The sequence below is a fragment of the Thiomicrospira microaerophila genome (assembly GCF_000934765.1).
Lineage (GTDB): Bacteria > Pseudomonadota > Gammaproteobacteria > Thiomicrospirales > Thiomicrospiraceae > Thiomicrospira > Thiomicrospira microaerophila.
This window is the reverse complement of the sequence record NZ_JYNN01000005.1, coordinates 103,760-119,753: the sequence shown is the minus strand read 5'-3', so window position 1 is coordinate 119,753 and position 15,994 is coordinate 103,760. Positions and strand designations below refer to the sequence as shown.

Annotated in this window: 24 protein-coding genes; all 24 read left to right on the top strand. The window is 42.3% G+C overall.

Annotation, left to right across the window (positions count from 1 at the left end; translation table 11 throughout):
* Positions 1–47: 47 nt before the first annotated feature.
* Positions 48–581, top strand: a complete 534-nt coding sequence (locus tag NA59_RS04255; protein ID WP_052501455.1) for a type II toxin-antitoxin system MqsA family antitoxin — start codon at positions 48–50, stop codon at positions 579–581.
* Positions 574–1,011, top strand: coding sequence for a hypothetical protein (locus NA59_RS04250; RefSeq protein WP_044408444.1), 438 nt, complete (start codon positions 574–576; stop codon positions 1,009–1,011). Before NA59_RS04255 ends, NA59_RS04250 begins: the two co-directional genes overlap by 8 nt.
* A 103-nt stretch (positions 1,012–1,114) precedes the next feature.
* The gene (locus NA59_RS04245) at positions 1,115–1,303 is read left to right on the top strand and encodes a hypothetical protein (RefSeq protein ID WP_044408441.1); all 189 of its coding nucleotides are present in this window, start codon (positions 1,115–1,117) and stop codon (positions 1,301–1,303) included.
* Entirely contained in the window at positions 1,300–1,596 is a 297-nt protein-coding gene (locus NA59_RS04240; RefSeq protein WP_052501454.1) for a DUF2335 domain-containing protein, read from the top strand. Before NA59_RS04245 ends, NA59_RS04240 begins: the two co-directional genes overlap by 4 nt.
* 236 nt (positions 1,597–1,832) lie before the next feature.
* Positions 1,833–2,909, top strand: coding sequence for an AAA family ATPase (locus NA59_RS04235; RefSeq protein WP_044408437.1), 1,077 nt, complete (start codon positions 1,833–1,835; stop codon positions 2,907–2,909).
* 278 nt (positions 2,910–3,187) lie between these two features.
* A complete protein-coding gene (locus NA59_RS04230) occupies positions 3,188–3,394 on the top strand; it encodes a hypothetical protein (RefSeq protein WP_044408435.1) in 207 nt (68 codons plus the stop codon).
* A gap of 3 nt (positions 3,395–3,397) precedes the next feature.
* Positions 3,398–4,015, top strand: coding sequence for a hypothetical protein (locus NA59_RS04225; protein WP_044408433.1), 618 nt, complete (start codon positions 3,398–3,400; stop codon positions 4,013–4,015).
* Between the two features lie 260 nt (positions 4,016–4,275).
* Positions 4,276–5,442, top strand: a complete 1,167-nt coding sequence (locus tag NA59_RS04220) for an AAA family ATPase (RefSeq protein ID WP_044408568.1) — start codon at positions 4,276–4,278, stop codon at positions 5,440–5,442.
* An 89-nt stretch (positions 5,443–5,531) separates the two neighbouring features.
* A complete protein-coding gene (locus NA59_RS15330) occupies positions 5,532–5,927 on the top strand; it encodes a hypothetical protein (protein ID WP_044408429.1) in 396 nt (131 codons plus the stop codon).
* A gap of 266 nt (positions 5,928–6,193) precedes the next feature.
* Positions 6,194–6,664, top strand: coding sequence for an ATP-binding protein (locus NA59_RS04210; protein WP_044408426.1), 471 nt, complete (start codon positions 6,194–6,196; stop codon positions 6,662–6,664).
* On the top strand, positions 6,664–6,837 hold the full coding sequence (locus NA59_RS15020; RefSeq protein ID WP_157792541.1) for a hypothetical protein: 174 nt from the start codon (positions 6,664–6,666) through the stop codon (positions 6,835–6,837). The genes NA59_RS04210 and NA59_RS15020 overlap by 1 nt, the downstream gene beginning before the upstream one ends.
* 31 nt (positions 6,838–6,868) lie before the next feature.
* A complete protein-coding gene (locus tag NA59_RS14750) occupies positions 6,869–8,053 on the top strand; it encodes a glycosyltransferase family 2 protein (RefSeq protein WP_083944928.1) in 1,185 nt (394 codons plus the stop codon).
* A complete protein-coding gene (locus NA59_RS04200; RefSeq protein WP_044408423.1) occupies positions 8,046–9,251 on the top strand; it encodes a hypothetical protein in 1,206 nt (401 codons plus the stop codon). The genes NA59_RS14750 and NA59_RS04200 overlap by 8 nt, the downstream gene beginning before the upstream one ends.
* Entirely contained in the window at positions 9,244–10,503 is a 1,260-nt protein-coding gene (locus NA59_RS04195; protein WP_044408420.1) for a glycosyltransferase, read from the top strand. Before NA59_RS04200 ends, NA59_RS04195 begins: the two co-directional genes overlap by 8 nt.
* Positions 10,500–11,258, top strand: a complete 759-nt coding sequence (locus tag NA59_RS04190; protein WP_044408417.1) for a glycosyltransferase family 2 protein — start codon at positions 10,500–10,502, stop codon at positions 11,256–11,258. Before NA59_RS04195 ends, NA59_RS04190 begins: the two co-directional genes overlap by 4 nt.
* Positions 11,258–12,295 carry an NAD-dependent epimerase/dehydratase family protein gene (locus NA59_RS04185; protein WP_044408414.1) on the top strand — a complete coding sequence of 346 codons (1,038 nt, stop codon included), beginning with the start codon at positions 11,258–11,260 and terminating at the stop codon, positions 12,293–12,295. Before NA59_RS04190 ends, NA59_RS04185 begins: the two co-directional genes overlap by 1 nt.
* 191 nt (positions 12,296–12,486) lie before the next feature.
* Positions 12,487–13,038 carry a sugar transferase gene (locus tag NA59_RS04180; RefSeq protein WP_044408411.1) on the top strand — a complete coding sequence of 184 codons (552 nt, stop codon included), beginning with the start codon at positions 12,487–12,489 and terminating at the stop codon, positions 13,036–13,038.
* A gap of 77 nt (positions 13,039–13,115) precedes the next feature.
* On the top strand, positions 13,116–13,850 hold the full coding sequence (locus NA59_RS04175; protein ID WP_052501452.1) for a phosphoribosyltransferase: 735 nt from the start codon (positions 13,116–13,118) through the stop codon (positions 13,848–13,850).
* Positions 13,851–13,988: 138 nt separating this feature from the next.
* The gene (locus tag NA59_RS04170; RefSeq protein ID WP_044408405.1) at positions 13,989–14,258 is read left to right on the top strand and encodes a DUF4160 domain-containing protein; all 270 of its coding nucleotides are present in this window, start codon (positions 13,989–13,991) and stop codon (positions 14,256–14,258) included.
* 17 nt (positions 14,259–14,275) lie between these two features.
* Positions 14,276–14,512: a DUF2442 domain-containing protein gene (locus NA59_RS04165; protein WP_044408402.1), complete on the top strand. Its 237-nt coding sequence runs from the start codon at positions 14,276–14,278 to the stop codon at positions 14,510–14,512.
* 222 nt (positions 14,513–14,734) lie between these two features.
* On the top strand, positions 14,735–14,953 hold the full coding sequence (locus NA59_RS04160; RefSeq protein ID WP_044408400.1) for a hypothetical protein: 219 nt from the start codon (positions 14,735–14,737) through the stop codon (positions 14,951–14,953).
* Entirely contained in the window at positions 14,943–15,383 is a 441-nt protein-coding gene (locus NA59_RS14225) for a PIN domain-containing protein (RefSeq protein ID WP_083944940.1), read from the top strand. Before NA59_RS04160 ends, NA59_RS14225 begins: the two co-directional genes overlap by 11 nt.
* Positions 15,384–15,392: 9 nt before the next feature.
* On the top strand, positions 15,393–15,515 hold the full coding sequence (locus NA59_RS15675) for a hypothetical protein (RefSeq protein WP_269763827.1): 123 nt from the start codon (positions 15,393–15,395) through the stop codon (positions 15,513–15,515).
* A gap of 154 nt (positions 15,516–15,669) precedes the next feature.
* Complete coding sequence (locus NA59_RS04150) at positions 15,670–15,975, top strand: aspartate aminotransferase family protein (protein ID WP_232504028.1); 306 nt, start codon at positions 15,670–15,672, stop codon at positions 15,973–15,975.
* Positions 15,976–15,994: the final 19 nt, after the last annotated feature.

Here is a 15,994-nt window from a genome sequence, read left to right as displayed (position 1 = left end):
GGTTACAGGGGGCGTTGTGGTTGAGTACAGTCTGGAGGATGATAAAAATGGCGCAATGCAAAGTTTGTAAAAGTGAAGACGTTTTGGTGGAGCAGGCGAATGAAGAAATCAGCTATAAAGGTGCAACTCTAAGCGTACCGATGACTTATTCAACTTGCCAAAATTGCCATAGAGAGTTTATTGCAACCGAACAAATTATTGAAAATGACAAAGCCATTCGGGATGCGAAGAAGGCGCATGATGGCTTGTTTATTGCGGCTGAAATCGCCGCCGCTAGAAAAAAACTAGGCTTAACACAAGAGCAAGCTTCTTTGGTGTTTGGCGGCGGTAGGAACGCTTTTTCAAAGTATGAGCGCGGTGAGGTTTCGCAAAGTGCGGCGATGGATAAGTTGATTAAGCAGGCTTTAAAGCATCCTATGGTTTTGCATGATCTGCTGGTCGAAGCGGGTATTGCGGTCGATAAAAATCATCTCGTTTACACAGACGATAATGTGGTGGCTTATTCGGTGTTTAAAGCGGCAAATGACCACAAATATACCTCTGTAAAAAACCAAACAATGCTAGAAGAAAATTATGGATAAGGCGCTTATTTCAGAAGCTGTTGTTGCACTGGAGTTGTTAGATATTCATCTTCATTCGACTTCGGTTGCGAGGTTTCAAGATATTTCAGCGGATAATTATCCGGCTGATATGAGTCAGCAAAATAAGTTATCCGTTAGCGCGGAAGTTTTGGAGTCGGAAGAGGGTGAAAAACTGATTGTCGTTAAAGCGAATTTTGGATTACGGTTTGTTTTGATTGCTGATGATAAAGAAGAGCTGGTGCTTTCTGAGATAGAGTCGAGCTTTGTCGCCAAGTATCGTCAAAAAGGCGAGTTAGCCGAACTGGCGCTTGAAGAGTTTATTAAGTTTAACGCCATTCATAATATTTGGTCGTTTTGGCGCGAACACGCCTTTAGGATGTCTGCCGAAGCCAATTTACCTAAACCTATTATTCCTTTTTTTAGAAAGTGAAGGGTGAGGGGTGAAGCACCAGGCCTGGTGCTTGCAAAGTAATAAATATTTTGTGGCATAATACCTTAACAATTTAAAAGCGAAAAACCGCAAGGATTTATCCATGGAAAAAACAAAATTCAGCTTTATAAAAGGGTTCGCCCACATTGAGGTTTGGCCAACGGGAACCTATCAACAATACTTACCAAAAGGCAGTGTCACAGCGCGGTTAAACAGTCATTGGTTACAAGTCGGCAAGTACGTAAGTGCCTCGATAACGCAATACGAGTGTCAAAAGGCCAATCAAAAATGAAGGCTAAATATCCTGATGATGCTCGTAAACTCATATTGGATATGGCTCATAGAGAGCAGGTTTACACCCATGACATGAACGAAAAGGCTCTTAGCGGAGCCATTCAAAAGGACCGGTTGGGGCAATATATTGGCGGAATGATTGCAATAGTTGGTTTAGTTGCGGCGGCATGGATCGCGCAGTACAGCGCGGTGGCTGCGGGAATTATTGCCACACTCGACTTGTTTGGCATGGTGGCGTTATTTGTTGCCCCAAGATTGCTAGAAAATCGTAAAAACCCGGATGAAGTTTAAACCTTTCAGCTATCTTCAGGTTCCCCCCCCTTTTTTTTATTTCGACACCGAAGACCTCGCTAAGGGTATCGGGTGAAGCATCACCAGGCCTGGTGGATGTCGGTTGGAGATCCCGGCCTACGCCGGGATGACGAAAAAAGCGGGATGACAAAATTTACAGCAAGATTTATCTTTTTACATAAATAATTAATTTATGTGATATAGTGTTTATGTAAATAGCTAAACATAGGTGCGTTATGCGAATCAATGCAGGTGGCTTATCAACGATTGTCGTTGGGCGAGAGCGAGAAATAAAAACCATCAAATCCTATATCAAAATGGGGCAACATTGCGCAATTGTTGCACCCAGGCGCTATGGCAAGACGACCCTCGTCAATGCGGTGCTAGAGGATCTAAAGAATGACTATCTCATTATCAAGCTGGATATTTTCGCCGCATCCAATGTTCGTGAGTTGTGTCATTTGCTGATTGATGCGGTCTATCAAAGCCACGGGGTATCAAACTTTGTTAAATCGGCCAAAGACAATATTTTGGATATCGTGTCACGTTTTAAACTCGATACCGATTTTGTAAAAATTGGCTATGACTTATTGCGCGAGCCTTCAGAAGCGGAGTTGATTAAAAAAGCCTTTCAACTGCCGGATTTATTTGCCGAAAAGCAAAACAAACGTGCCATTGTTTTTATGGACGAGTTTGGTGATATTGAGCGTTTTGGCGAAGATGTGGTTAAAAAACTGCGTGCTTATTTTCAAACCCATCAGCATGTGAGTTATATTTTCGCCGGCTCGCAAACCAGTGTGATGAATAAGGTGTTTTTGGATAAGGCTAACGCCTTTTTTAATTTTGCATCGATTATGAATCTGCCGCTTTTGGATATCGACCAATGCAGGACATTTGCAAAGGGGTTGCGCATTGATCACATCCAATTCAATGAACAAGCTGTTGAAAAGATCCTAGAAACCACTCAAGGGCATCCTTATTATTTTATCAAGCTTATTCAAGAAGCCTATGTACTGGCGTATTTGGATGATAGCAGCCTTGTTACGCCTGATTTGGTTGATAAAGCTATTCAAAAAATACTGCGAGACAATCATGCTTTTTTTGAAGTCGAGTGGGATCGAATTAATGTTAAAAAGCATAAAGGCCATGTGTTAAAAAGTCTGATTGGGTTAGATACAGTGAGCGAGCAGGTGAGTCTGTCCTATAAAAGCCAGATGATTAAAGAACTGAAAAACGAAGCGGTCTTAAACAATGAAAAACAAATGACCGACCCCTTGTTTAAAGCGTGGCTAATTCGAAATATTGCAATTTAGTCACAAGAAATGGTGAAGCGTGAGGGTGAAGCACCAGGCCTGGTGGATGTTGGTAGGAGATCCCGGCCTACGCCGTGATGACGTGAAGATGGACCGGATGACGAGGAAAAAAACCTGGGTGAGGTAAGTGAAAAATTGGATAAATGTGAATAACCCATCAGGTCTGTTGGGTTTTGTAAACGGTTACTCGAAAGGGTTTATGTTTTTTAGGGTTCGTTAGCTATGTGTTTTGTTGTTATAATCTTTTAGGTTCATAAGGATTTAGAACGGAGGTTTAAATGTTAATGGTTGCAGAGCTTACTAAACGAATCAGAAAAAGTGGGCGTCACCGTTCACATGAAGAGCGTTTAGCGCTATTACAAAAAGCGCATATTTTGGATGCTGACGGTAAACTGGTAAGCTTTTTTTGTAGTGCGCCGGATGAAAACCCATCGTCAGACAAAAAAATTGTCTTTAGTATAAAAACGTTAGATATTAAAGTTTGAATTATGTACAACGCAAAACCTTCTGTTGTTTACGGTTTTCACGGCATTGATGAAGCGGCAGGCTTAGAAATCCTGAATCAGAAAGCAGAATTTTACCATAGCAACAACGGTTACGATTGGCTTGGAGAGGGGGTTTATTTTTGGGAAAACAACTTGGAACGTGCATGGCAATATGCACGAGAGGACAGCCAGCGTGAAAAAACAAAAATTCAAAACCCCTTTGTTCTTGGAGCCGTACTAGAGTTAGGGAATTGTTTAGATCTTTTGGATCAAAAATACATAGATCTTCTTACCGTCGCGTTTGAGCAGCTTAAAAAAGACTTGGAAGAAGAAGGCAAGCCGTTACCAAAAAATGAATCGTTTTCAACGGGCGATTTAGATTTTAAGAAAAGAAAGCTCGATTACGCCGTGGTACGCTATGCTTGCGCACTGGCGGAAAATGAGGGTGAACCTTTCGATTCTGTTCGTGCCGCTTTTATCGAAGGCGATCCAGTTTACGAAGGCGCCAAGTTTTTTACCGGAAACCATATTCAAATAGCCGTTATTAACCCGGATTGCATCAAGGGTATATTCCTACCTAGGGAGGCGGGCCAAAAACCTACCTACGCACCGCCGAAATAATGAGGGCACGGTTAAGTTGATTCGATTGGCTGGCTGTGCACAATACCGCGTCATGCCGGACTTGATCCGGCATCTCCAACCGGCTGCGCAAAACCTCAAAAGATCCCGGCCTGCGTCGGGATGACGTGAACATGGCCCGGGATGATGTAAAATATAAGGCTAGGTAGACCGGTGTTAGTTAAGGTTCTTGTAGCTAAATTTTGTCAAATTTGTCTAATTTTTATGTTAATATTTTATTTTTAATTTACTGGGCACTTAAGATGATTCGTCGTTTTGGTTTTAAAAATTTTTATTCTTTTAAAGAGGGTGCAGAGGTGTCATTTGAGCTTCCTAGTGTTGGGCTTGAAGCATCGAAAAGTTCTCCCTCCGTGGGCACCATACTTTGTGTAAAAGGAAAAAATGCGTCTGGTAAAACCAATTTACTTAAGGCGCTAAATTTTCTGCATGATTTTTGCTGCCATTCATTTATAACGAAACCGGACAGCCGCCTTTGGTTTTCTAATTATTTTTCGAATCCTGAGCCCACTGAATTTTATATTGAGTTTGAATCTTTGAGTACACGTACATTTTTTCGTTATGAGTTGGTGTTGCAAAATAATCAAGTTTTAAGTGAGGTTTTGTACCGTAAGGAAGCTCGTTTAACGAAGCTGATCGAAAGACAGGAGGAAGTCCTGACAGTAGTGGTTAAATCGCTGGATTCAATACGGCCAATTAATATGAGAAAAAATGCTTCATTTATTAGTACTCAGCACCAGTATGCATTGGACAAAACGGGTGTTTTGCTGGAAGTCTATAATTTCTTTTTATCGATTCACTCTAATGTGTTTCCGTTTGGTTTACGAGATGGCAATTTTATTAAAGAGCATTACTGGGTTTCAAAAATTTATTTTGAGGACTCTAAGGCTTTTGAATTGGCGAAATCGCTTATTCGGCGATTTGATACCGGCGTGAAGGACATTCAAATTGTCGAGAAGAAAGATCCTGAAACGGATCAAAAACGGTACATTCCGGTTTTTTATCATGAGACCGCGACCGGTGAGCTTGAATCACTTTTGATTTTTGATCAGTCGCATGGAACACGTTCGCTTTTTTCTCAAATCGTGTTGTATAGCATGGCGTTGGATGCTGGTGGCGTACTTTGCATGGATGAGTTTGATAAACATCTTCATCCTGATATTTTACCCGAACTATTGCAGCTCTTTACGGAGCCAGCGTTTAATCCACATAACGCCCAATTGATTTTTTCTACACATGATACTGATATTTTAGATGTTATGGGGAAGTATCGCACCTATATCGTGGACAAGGAAAATAATGAGAGTTTTTGCTATCGCCTAGATGAAATCCAGGGTAGTGCGATTCGTAATGACCGGCCTCTAGCACCTTTATATAGGTCGGGGAAATTGGGTGGTGTTCCTTTGTTATGAGTTTTAATAACAGTCGAAAATCAAAACGTATTGCATTAGATATTTCACAGTGCTCGATTTATGATGAGTAAGATACGCTTGCCGCGCGTATGAAGTTTAATTTTTCTTATTTTGATGTTAGTCAGGCCAGCGGTCCGGGACAAATGCTGACTCAATGGAGCCCAGCTCAGCAAGCTAATTTGTATCAACAGTTGATTGATTACTCGAAGGAGTCAATAGCTTACTGGAAATCTCAAAAAAGGCTGGTAATTTATGGTCGGTTTCCAAACACAAACAAAACGGATTTTCAGTTGCCTGTGTATATCCCCATAGAGGCTGAGTGGGGTAGATTCCGACTCAGTGCAAAGGTGCGTTTTGTGGGTTTTGTTTTACCGGATAATGTAAAAAACACTCAGAGCAGTAAGGGTTTGAATTTTTGTTCGAACACGTTTTATGTTGTGTTTTTGGATAAAGATCATAAGTTTTATAAGGTTGAGAAAAAGTAAACCAATCCCCAAGGCGCTTTATGCGGTCAGACTTGGGTTGTGAAGAGGAATAAGCCCTGATTGATTACCACGTAATGTAACTCAATTTGCGTGTCAGCGAGTCGTAATTTTGTAGCTTGGTGCATGAAACTGAGTTAGAATACGCACAACGTGATAAAAGCCAACGCCCCGCGTCATCCTGGTGACCCACTCCGTCATCCTGAACTTGTTTCAGGATCTCAAACCGGAGCATGTTTGGTGAATACATTTAAGATGAAATCAGAGCAATGAAACTTAGCCATGTAACCCTTGAAAATTTTCGTGCAATCGAACAGTTAAGCCTTGAATTAGGTCAGCGTTTGACGTTGTTGCTGGGTGAAAATGGTACGGGTAAAACCAGTGTTATCGATGCCATATCCGTCGGATTGGGGGCGGCGGTCACCTTTTTGCCAAATGTATCGGGTATTTCTTTTAAAAAAAATGATCCCCGTATTTTTGAAAACCGCACCGCGCCCTACACGCGAAAAGGCTTTCCAAAAACGCATACCCGATTTGATGCGTTGGCCGGCGCGTTCCAATCTGACAGTCGGTTTAAATCGGCCTTTATTTGGTTTTATAACAAAGAGAACGAAGAACTCCGTCTTCCAAAAGAACACTCCTCTTTAGAGCGCGTTTTACCAGAACTGCAAACGGCCAGTTGGAACGAGAACAATGCGGTCTATGAGCAAATGCGTGATATAGAATGGAACGCGAAGTGATGAATTTAGAAGCATTTCAACACTGCGTTTGTCTGCGAATGGGCAATAGGTTGAGCTTGTGTGATGGTGAACATCAATTTTCCGAAAATGGCGTCAAGGTTCGCCATACCACCAGGCCTGGTGAAAAAGTGACGGCGACAACGCCTGTGCCAGATATACGAAGCTATATATAAACTTAAATAAAGATAACGCGAATACAACACTATGTACGATACCATCGAACTCGACCCAAACTACAGCACCACGCGCCGCGTGATTAAAGCCGACGCCCCGTGTCATCCTGAACTTGATTCAGGATCTCAAACCAGCCCCCCCTGTCATTCCGGACTTGATCCGGAATATCAAACCAACGCCCAGCGTCATCCTGAACTTGATTCAGGATCTCAAACCAGCGAAAACGGGAATCTCAAACCGTCATACCCGGCAATAGAGCAAGCCATAAAACAATCCAACAAACCCGAAGACAAATTCGAAACGGTACTATACCTACCCGAAGGCGAGAGCAGACAAGGCGAAGGCGGCCTCCGCACCAAAGGCTACTTCAAAGCCGGTGGTATTATCCCTTCACCCTCAACCCCTCACGCCTCACAGCGAGAAACCACCTCACCCCTCACCCTTAACTCCTCACAGGGAGAGAACCCCTCACCCCTCACCCCTAATCCCTCACCACTAATAACCATCGTCACCGTCGTCTACAACGGCGAAAAATACCTCGAAGAAACCATCCTCAGCGTCATCAACCAAACCTACGACAACGTCGAATACATCATTATCGACGGCGGTTCCACCGACGGCACCCTCGACATCATCAAAAAATACGAACACGCCATCGACTACTGGGTGTCCGAAAAAGACAAAGGCATCTATGATGCGATGAATAAAGGCATCGACCTCGCGACAGGTGAGTGGGTTAACTTTATGAATGCGGGGGATGGGTTTTATTCGGATAAGGTTCTAAAAAGCGTTTTTTTTGAGAGTGATTTATCGCAATACGACATAGTGTATGGAAACCATCAGGTCATTTATCCATCTGGTAGAACTAGAATGGCGAAAGCAGGCCTGGTTAAAAACCTTTGGAAAGGTTCGCAATTTTGCCATCAAGCAACATTTATCAACAGTCGCTACCATAAAATTAATAAATTTAATTTGTGTACAAAAATCGTGGCTGATTTTGAGTTTTTTTATAATGCTTGGAAGCATAATGCAAAGTTTAAAGGTGTTGATTTAATCGTGGCAAGATTTGAAGCGGGTGGTGTCTCTGATGTACAGCGCATGGATTCTATTTTGGGGTGGTGGGTTGTTGTTGATAAGAGTTTAATCAGTAATATATTTTATATTTATACAGTTTGTAAAGAGTTATTAAAGTCTCAGGTGAAGCGCATTGTCTAGTATTTTATTAAATAATAAAGTTAACTTGGCCGTAAAAAAACCAATTTATTATTTATACTTTATTTTTATTTTCTTTCCTTATATATCTTTTGTTAATCTGGGCACGGATATGCAGCCCTATGCCTTATTGTTATCACTGCTTTTATTTTTTTTGTTTAGGAAAAGCTTTACTCATGAACAGGTATTAATAGGCCTGTTTTTTTTATCTTCAGTTTTTATATTATTTATTAGTGGGTTAAGTTTTATATCGATGCGTTCATTTTTCAATTATGCATCATTGTTCTTTGTTAGTTATATTGTTTTTAAGGTGCTTAAGACTGAGCGAATAAACTTTGAATCTTTTCTTAAAATCGCAATACTTGTTTGGTTTGCTGTTGGTTTGTTGCAAACAATTTTTGATAAAACGCTTTTAAATTTTTTAATTTCAGGAAGCAGGACAACAGACAATCGTGGTGTTGTAGGCTTAGCACCAGAGCCAACGTTTTATGGGATTGTTTTTATATTTCTTATCATGTTTGTTTTGCTCTCAAATGTTAAAAATAAGGTTTTTTATATTTCTCTCTGTGTTGTAGGTATCGTTTTTTTAGCTAAATCGTCCATGGCATTTTTGTTTTTATTTATCTTTCTTTTTTATTATTTGCTGACCCATGCCAATTTTAAGTATATTTTGATTTCAACTGTTGCATTGTTTTTAACTCCAATAGCTGTTTCTAATTTACTTGAAGGTTCAAGACTGGCATTTTTATTAAATAGATTGATCGATGACCCTACAAAGCTAGTGCTTTTTGATGCAAGCTTAAATGATAGATTTTTTCATGTTTATTTTTCTATGAAAGGATTTTTTACGAACTTTATGATTCCTAATGGATATTCTAGCTGGAATGGTTATGTTTCTTCTCAATTACCTCAATATCTTGATTATGTAATAATTGAATGGTTTTCAGTTGGTGGTCGTATCATGTCGGGTTATGGTGCGGCATTTTATGAGCTAGGCCTATTTAGTTTGTTAATACCCTTAGTGATACTCAAGCTAACTTATAATCTTTTTTACGATGACCTGAAAAAGTTTTTTTTGTATTTTCTTTTTATCAATACAATTATGTTTTCGGCTATTCCGATAGGCTTTAGCTTTTTTGCATTTTTTATTGGTTACTTAGGTTACTTGGGTTGGAAAAAAAATAGGTCTGGTTATGTTTAAACTGATATTTATTTCTTTTTCCTTTAAACGTGGCGGTGCAGGTATTGCGGCTAGTAAGTTTAAAAATCTTTTAACCGGCAATCCATCTAGTTTTTCTCCTTCGGTTCTTTCGCAAGATGAGGCGGGACGGTTTCAGTTTTCTAAACGTATCGTTTCTTTTGCGTTATCTAAATTACAATTTGACGGTAACCCGATAAAACATTCACTCAACTTATTTTCTTATCCTCCTGTTATAAAAAAATTTAAAGCTGAACCCGAGTCGCTTTATCATTTACATTGGTTTAATAATGATACGTTAAGTGTTTTTGATTTGGATAAAATCCCAGCTGGCTCAATGATTACTTTGCATGATGAGTGGATATATTGTGGCGCAGAGCATTGCTATAAAGTCTTAGACGATACGGATTGTTTTCAGCACGGGTATTCTTTTTTTAAAAAAGGCGTTTATGGGCTTCATTGGAATTATATTATTTGGCGGATTAAACAGCTTAAGCTTTCTCACCGATCGGATTTGATTTATACGGTGCCGTCTCGTTGGATGTTAGCGCGTGCGCAAGCGAGCTTGATTCTTAAGAATGCCGATGTTCGCTACTTGCCTAATCCTATTGATACTGGCTTATTTAATTTAGCTTCCGTTGATAAAATAACCGAGTTTCGTAATCGCTACTCTTTTGAAGGTGCCGATATTGTTTTTGCTTATGGTGCAGTTGGTGGGCGAAAGAATTTCCTTAAAGGTCATCACCACTTAGATGAGGCGTTAGGCATTTTGCGCCGTTATATTTCACCAAGCTTGGCTGGAAAGGTTAAGTTTGTTGAGTTTGGTGGTGAGCCGTCAAAAACGACTGTTCATGGTTTTGATTGCGTTTCTGTTGGTCATATAAAAGATCCTGTTGAATTGAGTTTGTTGTATGCATCTGTCGATTGTGTTGTTGTGCCTTCAATGGTGGAGTCATTTGGTCAGGTGGCGGCGGAGGCTTTAGCTTGTGGTACGCCAGTCGTTAGTTTTGATACTTCAGGGCTTAAAGATATTGTTTTGCATGAACAAACAGGCCTGGTTGCTGAGGCGTTTTCGCCTGAGTCTTTTGCACAGAATATGTTGAAAATAATTGAAATGGCACCTGAAAAGAGAAAAGCATTAGGTTTAAACGGGCGTGCTCATGTTGAATCAACGTTCTCTTTTCCTGTTGTAAGCCAACAGTATCTCGAGATTATTAAAGATGCGGTTGAATTAAAGAAAAGTAGTCACGTATGAAAATTTCTATTATTACAGTCTGTTATAACTCTAAAGCCTTTATCGCTTCAGCGATCAATTCGGTTCTTTCACAAGATGTAGGTGATATTGAATACATCATTATCGACGGTGCTTCAAAGGACGGTACGGTTTCGATTGTTGAGTCGTTTGGTGGTCGTGTTACGCATTTTGTTTCTGAGCCGGATAAGGGTATTTATGATGCGATGAACAAAGGCTTGGCGTTGGCGACGGGTGATGTGATTGGGATTTTAAATTCGGATGACTTTTATCCGAATCCTTCGGTGATTGCGGATGTGGTTCAAGCGTTTGCGGATAACCCTGATTTGGATATGGTGCTAGGGAATGTCGATTTTGTTCATCCGGATGATTTAACCAGGCCTGTTCGGTTTTATTCTTCGTTTAACTTTAAACCTTGGAAAATGCGGTTTGGTTTTATGCCTGCGCATCCAGCGGCGTTTATTAAGCGCTCGGCTTATGAAAGGGTTGGGCCTTACACGTTAGGTTATAAAATCGGCGCGGACTTTGAATGGTTTGTGCGTGCGTTTTTGGTGCATAAACTGTCTTACGTTAAGTTGAATAAAACGCTGGTGCGAATGCGCGAAGGTGGGGTGAGTACGTCGGGCTTTAAAAGCTATTGGATTATTTCTAAAGAGGTGAGGCGTGCGCTTCAGGAGAATGGCGTTTATTCCAATCTAGCGTTTGTTATGATTCGCCTGCCGATTAAGTTACTGCATAAGGTTTTTAGGAAGGGTTAATGAAAGTATTTTTAACCGGTGCAACGGGTTTTGTTGGGTCGGCTTTGTTGTCGCGTTTTGTGGCGGATGGCGTTTCGGTTCGGGCTTTGGTGCGCCGGCGTTTGGATGGGTTGCCTGATGCGGTTGAACAGGTTGTTGGGGATTTGTTGGGGTTTGTTGATGTTGAAAGTTCACCCTCACCCCAGCCCTCTCCCATCGAGGGAGAGGGGGCATTTAAAGGTGTAGATGTAGTAGTGCATGTGGCGGCTCGGGCGCATATTATGCGCGATGAGGTGGCCGATCCTTTGGCGGAGTATCGTAAGGTGAATCGGGGTGCGACTTTGGCTTTGGCGCGGTTGGCGGCGCAGGCTGGGGTTGGGCGGTTTGTTTTTGTGAGTTCGGTTAAGGTGAATGGTGAGATGACTTTTTCACACTCACTTTCACCCTCACCCCAGCCCTCTCCCATCGAGGGAGAGGGGGTAACAAAGTTTAGGCCGGATGATAAGTTTGTGCCGACTGATCCTTATGGTTTGTCTAAGTATGAGGCGGAGCAGGGGTTGTTGGCGATTGCGCGTGAAACGGGTGTGGAGGTGGTGATTATTCGTCCGCCTTTGGTTTATGGGCCGAATGTGAAGGGTAACTTTGCGTCGATGGTGAATTGGGTTAAAAAAGGTGTGCCTTTGCCGTTGGGCGCGGTGTGTAATTTACGCTCGTTGGTGGCGTTGGATAATTTGGTGGATTTTATTGCGCTGTGTGCGGATCGTGAGCGCTCGCCTAAAGCCGCGAATGAGGTGTTTTTGATTTCGGATGGGGTGGATGTATCTACGTCTGATTTGTTGCGAAAGGTGGCGAAAGCTTGTGGGGTTAAGTCGCGTTTGTTGCCAGTGCCGGTGGGTTTGATGCGTTTTGCGGCGAAGGCGTTGAGCAAGGGCGCGGTAGCGGATCGGTTGTTTGGCAATTTGCAGGTGGATAGTTCGAAGGCGCAAGATTTGTTGGGCTGGCAGCCGGTGGTGACGATGGATGAGGCGCTTGAGAGAATGTTTAGTGGTGAAGGGTGAAGGGTGAAGGGTGAAGGGTGAAGGGTGAAGGGTGAAGGGTGAAGGGTGAAGGGTGAAGGGTGAAGGGTGAAGGGTGAAGGGTGAAGGGTGAAGGGTGAAGGGTGAAGGGTGAAGGGTGAAGGGTGAAGGGTGACTATAGTTTTTTTGTTTGTGCTGGGGTTCCAGCTTTTTTTGTTTAAGGGTATTGGTTTATGATTCGGTTTTTTGATTTTGTGTTTTCGTTGGCAGGCCTGGTGGTGGGGTTGCCGGTTTTGGTGATTTTGTATGTGATTGGGTTGTTTGATACCGGGTCGCCGCTGTTTTTTCAGGAGCGGGTGGGGCGTAATAAGAAGCCGTTTACTTTGGTGAAGTTTCGGACGATGAAGGTCGATACGGCATCAGTGGCGTCGCATTTGGCGAGCGCGAGTTCGATTACCAAGTTTGGGGCGTTTTTGCGGCGCACGAAGTTGGATGAGTTGCCGCAGTTGTGGAATGTGCTAAAAGGCGAGATGAGTTTGGTGGGGCCACGACCAGGCCTGTTTAATCAAGAAGAGTTGAGCGCGGCGCGTGAAAAACACGGGGTGTTTTTGGTTCGCCCGGGGATTACCGGGTTGGCGCAGGTGAACGAAATTGATATGTCCACGCCGGTATTGTTGGCTGAAACGGATGCGAAGATGATTGCTTCGTTGTGTGTGAAGGATTATTTTAAGTATATTTTTATGACGGTATTGGGCAAGGGGTCTGGGGATCGGGTTAAGGGGTGATGGTTTGCGAGGTCGGCTGGAGATTCAGGCCTTCGCCGGAATGACGTGATGATTGTTGTGTAATGTGCGGAGTATGTATGGATCGCGAATTTGCAGTCCCAGTTGATGCTTTTATATTGCATTTGTTTGATGATGATTCAGTACTCAAATCTTTTGATGGTTATGTTTTGGCGAAAGCTGGCGATAAAGAGGCGGCGCTTAGTTTAATTGGCAGAAATGTTTTGCCTTGGCTTGTTTCAATTAAACACCGGCTTCCTTGTGATGCGGTTTATGTTGCGCCTTTTGCTAAAGAGGCAACTGGGGATAATGCTATTCCGCAAATTTTGGCAGATGCATGTGCGATTGTTTCTGGTGGTGAGGTTGATATGGGGATTGTGCAGACAACCCGTGTGTTTCATACCGGTGCAGACCCAATGGAGCGATTGATGACTCGTCCTATGTTTGAGGGTGAGGTTGTGCGTGATCAGTCTTATGTTTTGGTGGATGATGTTACAACGATGGGCGGCACGCTTGCCGAGTTGTCCAATTATATTCAAGCCAATGGTGGTAAGATATTAGGTATTGTTGTGATTGTGAATGCGGGTCGAGATAAAAAGTTTTCTCCTAGCAAACGTATAATTGGTCTGTTAAATGAGAGGTTTGGTGATGAAATCAAAAGAATCTTTGGAATCGCGCTCCCAGCGCTCACCGTCAATGAAGCCAACTACCTTGTTGGTTTCCGTTCAATTGACGAAATTAGAAATCGATGCTTTAAGGCAAGAAAAGAAATTGATCTCCGCTTACGCTCAAAAGGGATTGTTAAAGTACCTTGAGCCGATTAATTTATAAGTTTTTAGTTATGTTTTTTAAAATGCCGGTTTGAGCCCGGCGTTTTTGTTTTTGGGTAATGTGGATTGATGATGAGTCGAGTTTTAGTAACAGGCTGGGCAGGGTAGGTTGTCAAGTTTAAAATGCCTACGATTAGTATGTTTTATGGCATTGTGGTGATGATGTGTTTTCGGGATAATAAACAAAATAGTTCACCACATATTCATGTTCGTTATCAAGATACGAAAGCGGTTATTTCAATACCCGATGGCGAGTTATTAGAAGGTGACTTTCCGAGGAAACAGTTGCGACTTGTGCAAGCTTGGGTCGAGATTCATGCAGATGAGTTAATGGCGGATTGGGTTTTGGTGATTGAAGGTGAAGCGATTTATAAAATTGACCCTTTGAAGTAAATTAGATGGGAGGTTTTATGTTGTTGGATGTCGTCGATTTCGAAATCTTATCGGATTATAAAGTTAGGTTAGTTTTTGAGAATAATGAGCAGAAGATTTTTGATGTGTCGAAAATCTTCCATCAAAAGCCGTTTGAGGTTTTGCAAGATTGTCATTATTTCAAGCAGGCTCGCATTGAATATGGCACGCTGAGTTGGCCGAATGATATTGATATTGCGCCGGAAACACTTTATTTGGACAGTGTCGCGGCTTAGTGTTGTTTAATTTGTTGCGCAGCAAAGCACCAGGCCTGGCGTGCGTGTGTGGAGTTGTTGGTGGCCGGGTTAGTTGAATTTTGAATTGTGAATGTTGAATGGAGATTCCCGCCTTCGCGGGAATGACGTTGATGAAGGCTGGAATGACGGTGCTGGGGATTGGCGTTAAGTGCTTGTTTTCGGTAATATAGGGTTTGGTTTGTTAGTTGAGAGGATTTGAGTATGTATGCCGTTGAAGTTGAATTGGATGTTCAAGAGCCTTATCTTAAAATTCCAAATTATGAGCGTTTGAAAAATAAGCATGTACGTGTTTTGTTTATCGCAGAGGATGAAAGTTTGCCTTTGTTGAGTAAAACGAGCTTACCAAACGTTTATTTAAATCCGATTGTTGTTGATAGTTATGATGCTTTAGGTAGCCGTGATGACTGGCATGCGCGATAAATATTTTGTTGATACCAACTTGTTTATTTATGGCCTTGTTCAATCGTCACAGGAACATGAGCATTGGAAGACGGATTCCTTTAGAAATTGTTTAACGGATGTTTTGTCTAGCGCTGAGTTGGTTGTTTCATCACAAATAGTTAACGAGTGCCATTTTGTTATGGTTCGAAAGTTTAAGATTGATGATGCTGTGGCCTATCGTTTGATTAATGATGGCATACTTAGCGTTGCTTCCGTCGAGGCTGTGACACCGGCTGTTTATCATCAGGCTTTTGAATTGCGCAAAGTCGTTAAGGTTTCTTTTTGGGATTCGCTAGCCTTGGCAAGTGCTTTGAGTATGGGTTGTACTCGATTTTATTCTGAGGATATGCAACATGGGTTGGTTTTAAGTAACCAAATGACGATTGTAAATCCGTTTATAACAACGTAACCCATTTTTATGTATGACTTAATCAAAGTGATGGCGGCGGCATTGTTGATGCCGTTGCCTTTTTTGTTTTTGTTGGTCGGGTTGGGCTTGGGTGTTTCTGCGGCAGGTCTGGTTGTGCGGGTTGATCATTAGGTTTGATGATTTTGAATAATGAACTTGGGGTTTTTAGATGTTGAATACGAAATTTTCGCCGTGGTCGTCGTTTACGGTTGAGGAAGCGGATGCGGTGCGCGGGTTGTGATGGTTCGTGTGCGGGGGATTCGGCTTGTGTGCATGCGGCGTATAAGTGTTATGTGTTTGTGGAGCCGATCGTTTGGCCGATGGCTGGGATCGTTTAGCGGAAGGCTGGGATCGTGATCGGATTATGGCGGAGATTAATGCGCTGGGCGTGCCGTGTTTTTCGGGGTCGTGTTCTGAGGTGTATTTGGAAAAGGCGTTTGATGATACGGGCTATAGGCCGGTTGAGCGTTTGCCGGTGGCAAAGGAGTTGGGTGAAACCTCGTTAATGTTTTTGGTGCATCCCACTTTGACGGATGCGGAAATGGATTTGACTTGTGAGGCGATTAAGCAGGTGATGGCTAGGGCTTGTTAGGTTTTTTTACCCACGTCAT

Bases quoted from the DNA above. Each gene is read 5' to 3' on its own strand.
- NA59_RS04255 (WP_052501455.1), top strand. From the start codon at position 48: ATGGCGCAATGCAAAGTTTGTAAAAGTGAAGACGTTTTGGTGGAGCAG.
- NA59_RS04250 (WP_044408444.1), top strand. From the start codon at position 574: ATGGATAAGGCGCTTATTTCAGAAGCTGTTGTTGCACTGGAGTTGTTA.
- NA59_RS04245 (WP_044408441.1), top strand. From the start codon at position 1,115: ATGGAAAAAACAAAATTCAGCTTTATAAAAGGGTTCGCCCACATTGAG.
- NA59_RS04240 (WP_052501454.1), top strand. From the start codon at position 1,300: ATGAAGGCTAAATATCCTGATGATGCTCGTAAACTCATATTGGATATG.
- NA59_RS04235 (WP_044408437.1), top strand. From the start codon at position 1,833: ATGCGAATCAATGCAGGTGGCTTATCAACGATTGTCGTTGGGCGAGAG.
- NA59_RS04230 (WP_044408435.1), top strand. From the start codon at position 3,188: ATGTTAATGGTTGCAGAGCTTACTAAACGAATCAGAAAAAGTGGGCGT.
- NA59_RS04225 (WP_044408433.1), top strand. From the start codon at position 3,398: ATGTACAACGCAAAACCTTCTGTTGTTTACGGTTTTCACGGCATTGAT.
- NA59_RS04220 (WP_044408568.1), top strand. From the start codon at position 4,276: ATGATTCGTCGTTTTGGTTTTAAAAATTTTTATTCTTTTAAAGAGGGT.
- NA59_RS15330 (WP_044408429.1), top strand. From the start codon at position 5,532: ATGAAGTTTAATTTTTCTTATTTTGATGTTAGTCAGGCCAGCGGTCCG.
- NA59_RS04210 (WP_044408426.1), top strand. From the start codon at position 6,194: ATGAAACTTAGCCATGTAACCCTTGAAAATTTTCGTGCAATCGAACAG.
- NA59_RS15020 (WP_157792541.1), top strand. From the start codon at position 6,664: ATGAATTTAGAAGCATTTCAACACTGCGTTTGTCTGCGAATGGGCAAT.
- NA59_RS14750 (WP_083944928.1), top strand. From the start codon at position 6,869: ATGTACGATACCATCGAACTCGACCCAAACTACAGCACCACGCGCCGC.
- NA59_RS04195 (WP_044408420.1), top strand. From the start codon at position 9,244: ATGTTTAAACTGATATTTATTTCTTTTTCCTTTAAACGTGGCGGTGCA.
- NA59_RS04190 (WP_044408417.1), top strand. From the start codon at position 10,500: ATGAAAATTTCTATTATTACAGTCTGTTATAACTCTAAAGCCTTTATC.
- NA59_RS04185 (WP_044408414.1), top strand. From the start codon at position 11,258: ATGAAAGTATTTTTAACCGGTGCAACGGGTTTTGTTGGGTCGGCTTTG.
- NA59_RS04180 (WP_044408411.1), top strand. From the start codon at position 12,487: ATGATTCGGTTTTTTGATTTTGTGTTTTCGTTGGCAGGCCTGGTGGTG.
- NA59_RS04175 (WP_052501452.1), top strand. From the start codon at position 13,116: ATGGATCGCGAATTTGCAGTCCCAGTTGATGCTTTTATATTGCATTTG.
- NA59_RS04170 (WP_044408405.1), top strand. From the start codon at position 13,989: ATGCCTACGATTAGTATGTTTTATGGCATTGTGGTGATGATGTGTTTT.
- NA59_RS04165 (WP_044408402.1), top strand. From the start codon at position 14,276: ATGTTGTTGGATGTCGTCGATTTCGAAATCTTATCGGATTATAAAGTT.
- NA59_RS04160 (WP_044408400.1), top strand. From the start codon at position 14,735: ATGTATGCCGTTGAAGTTGAATTGGATGTTCAAGAGCCTTATCTTAAA.
- NA59_RS14225 (WP_083944940.1), top strand. From the start codon at position 14,943: ATGCGCGATAAATATTTTGTTGATACCAACTTGTTTATTTATGGCCTT.
- NA59_RS15675 (WP_269763827.1), top strand. From the start codon at position 15,393: ATGTATGACTTAATCAAAGTGATGGCGGCGGCATTGTTGATGCCGTTG.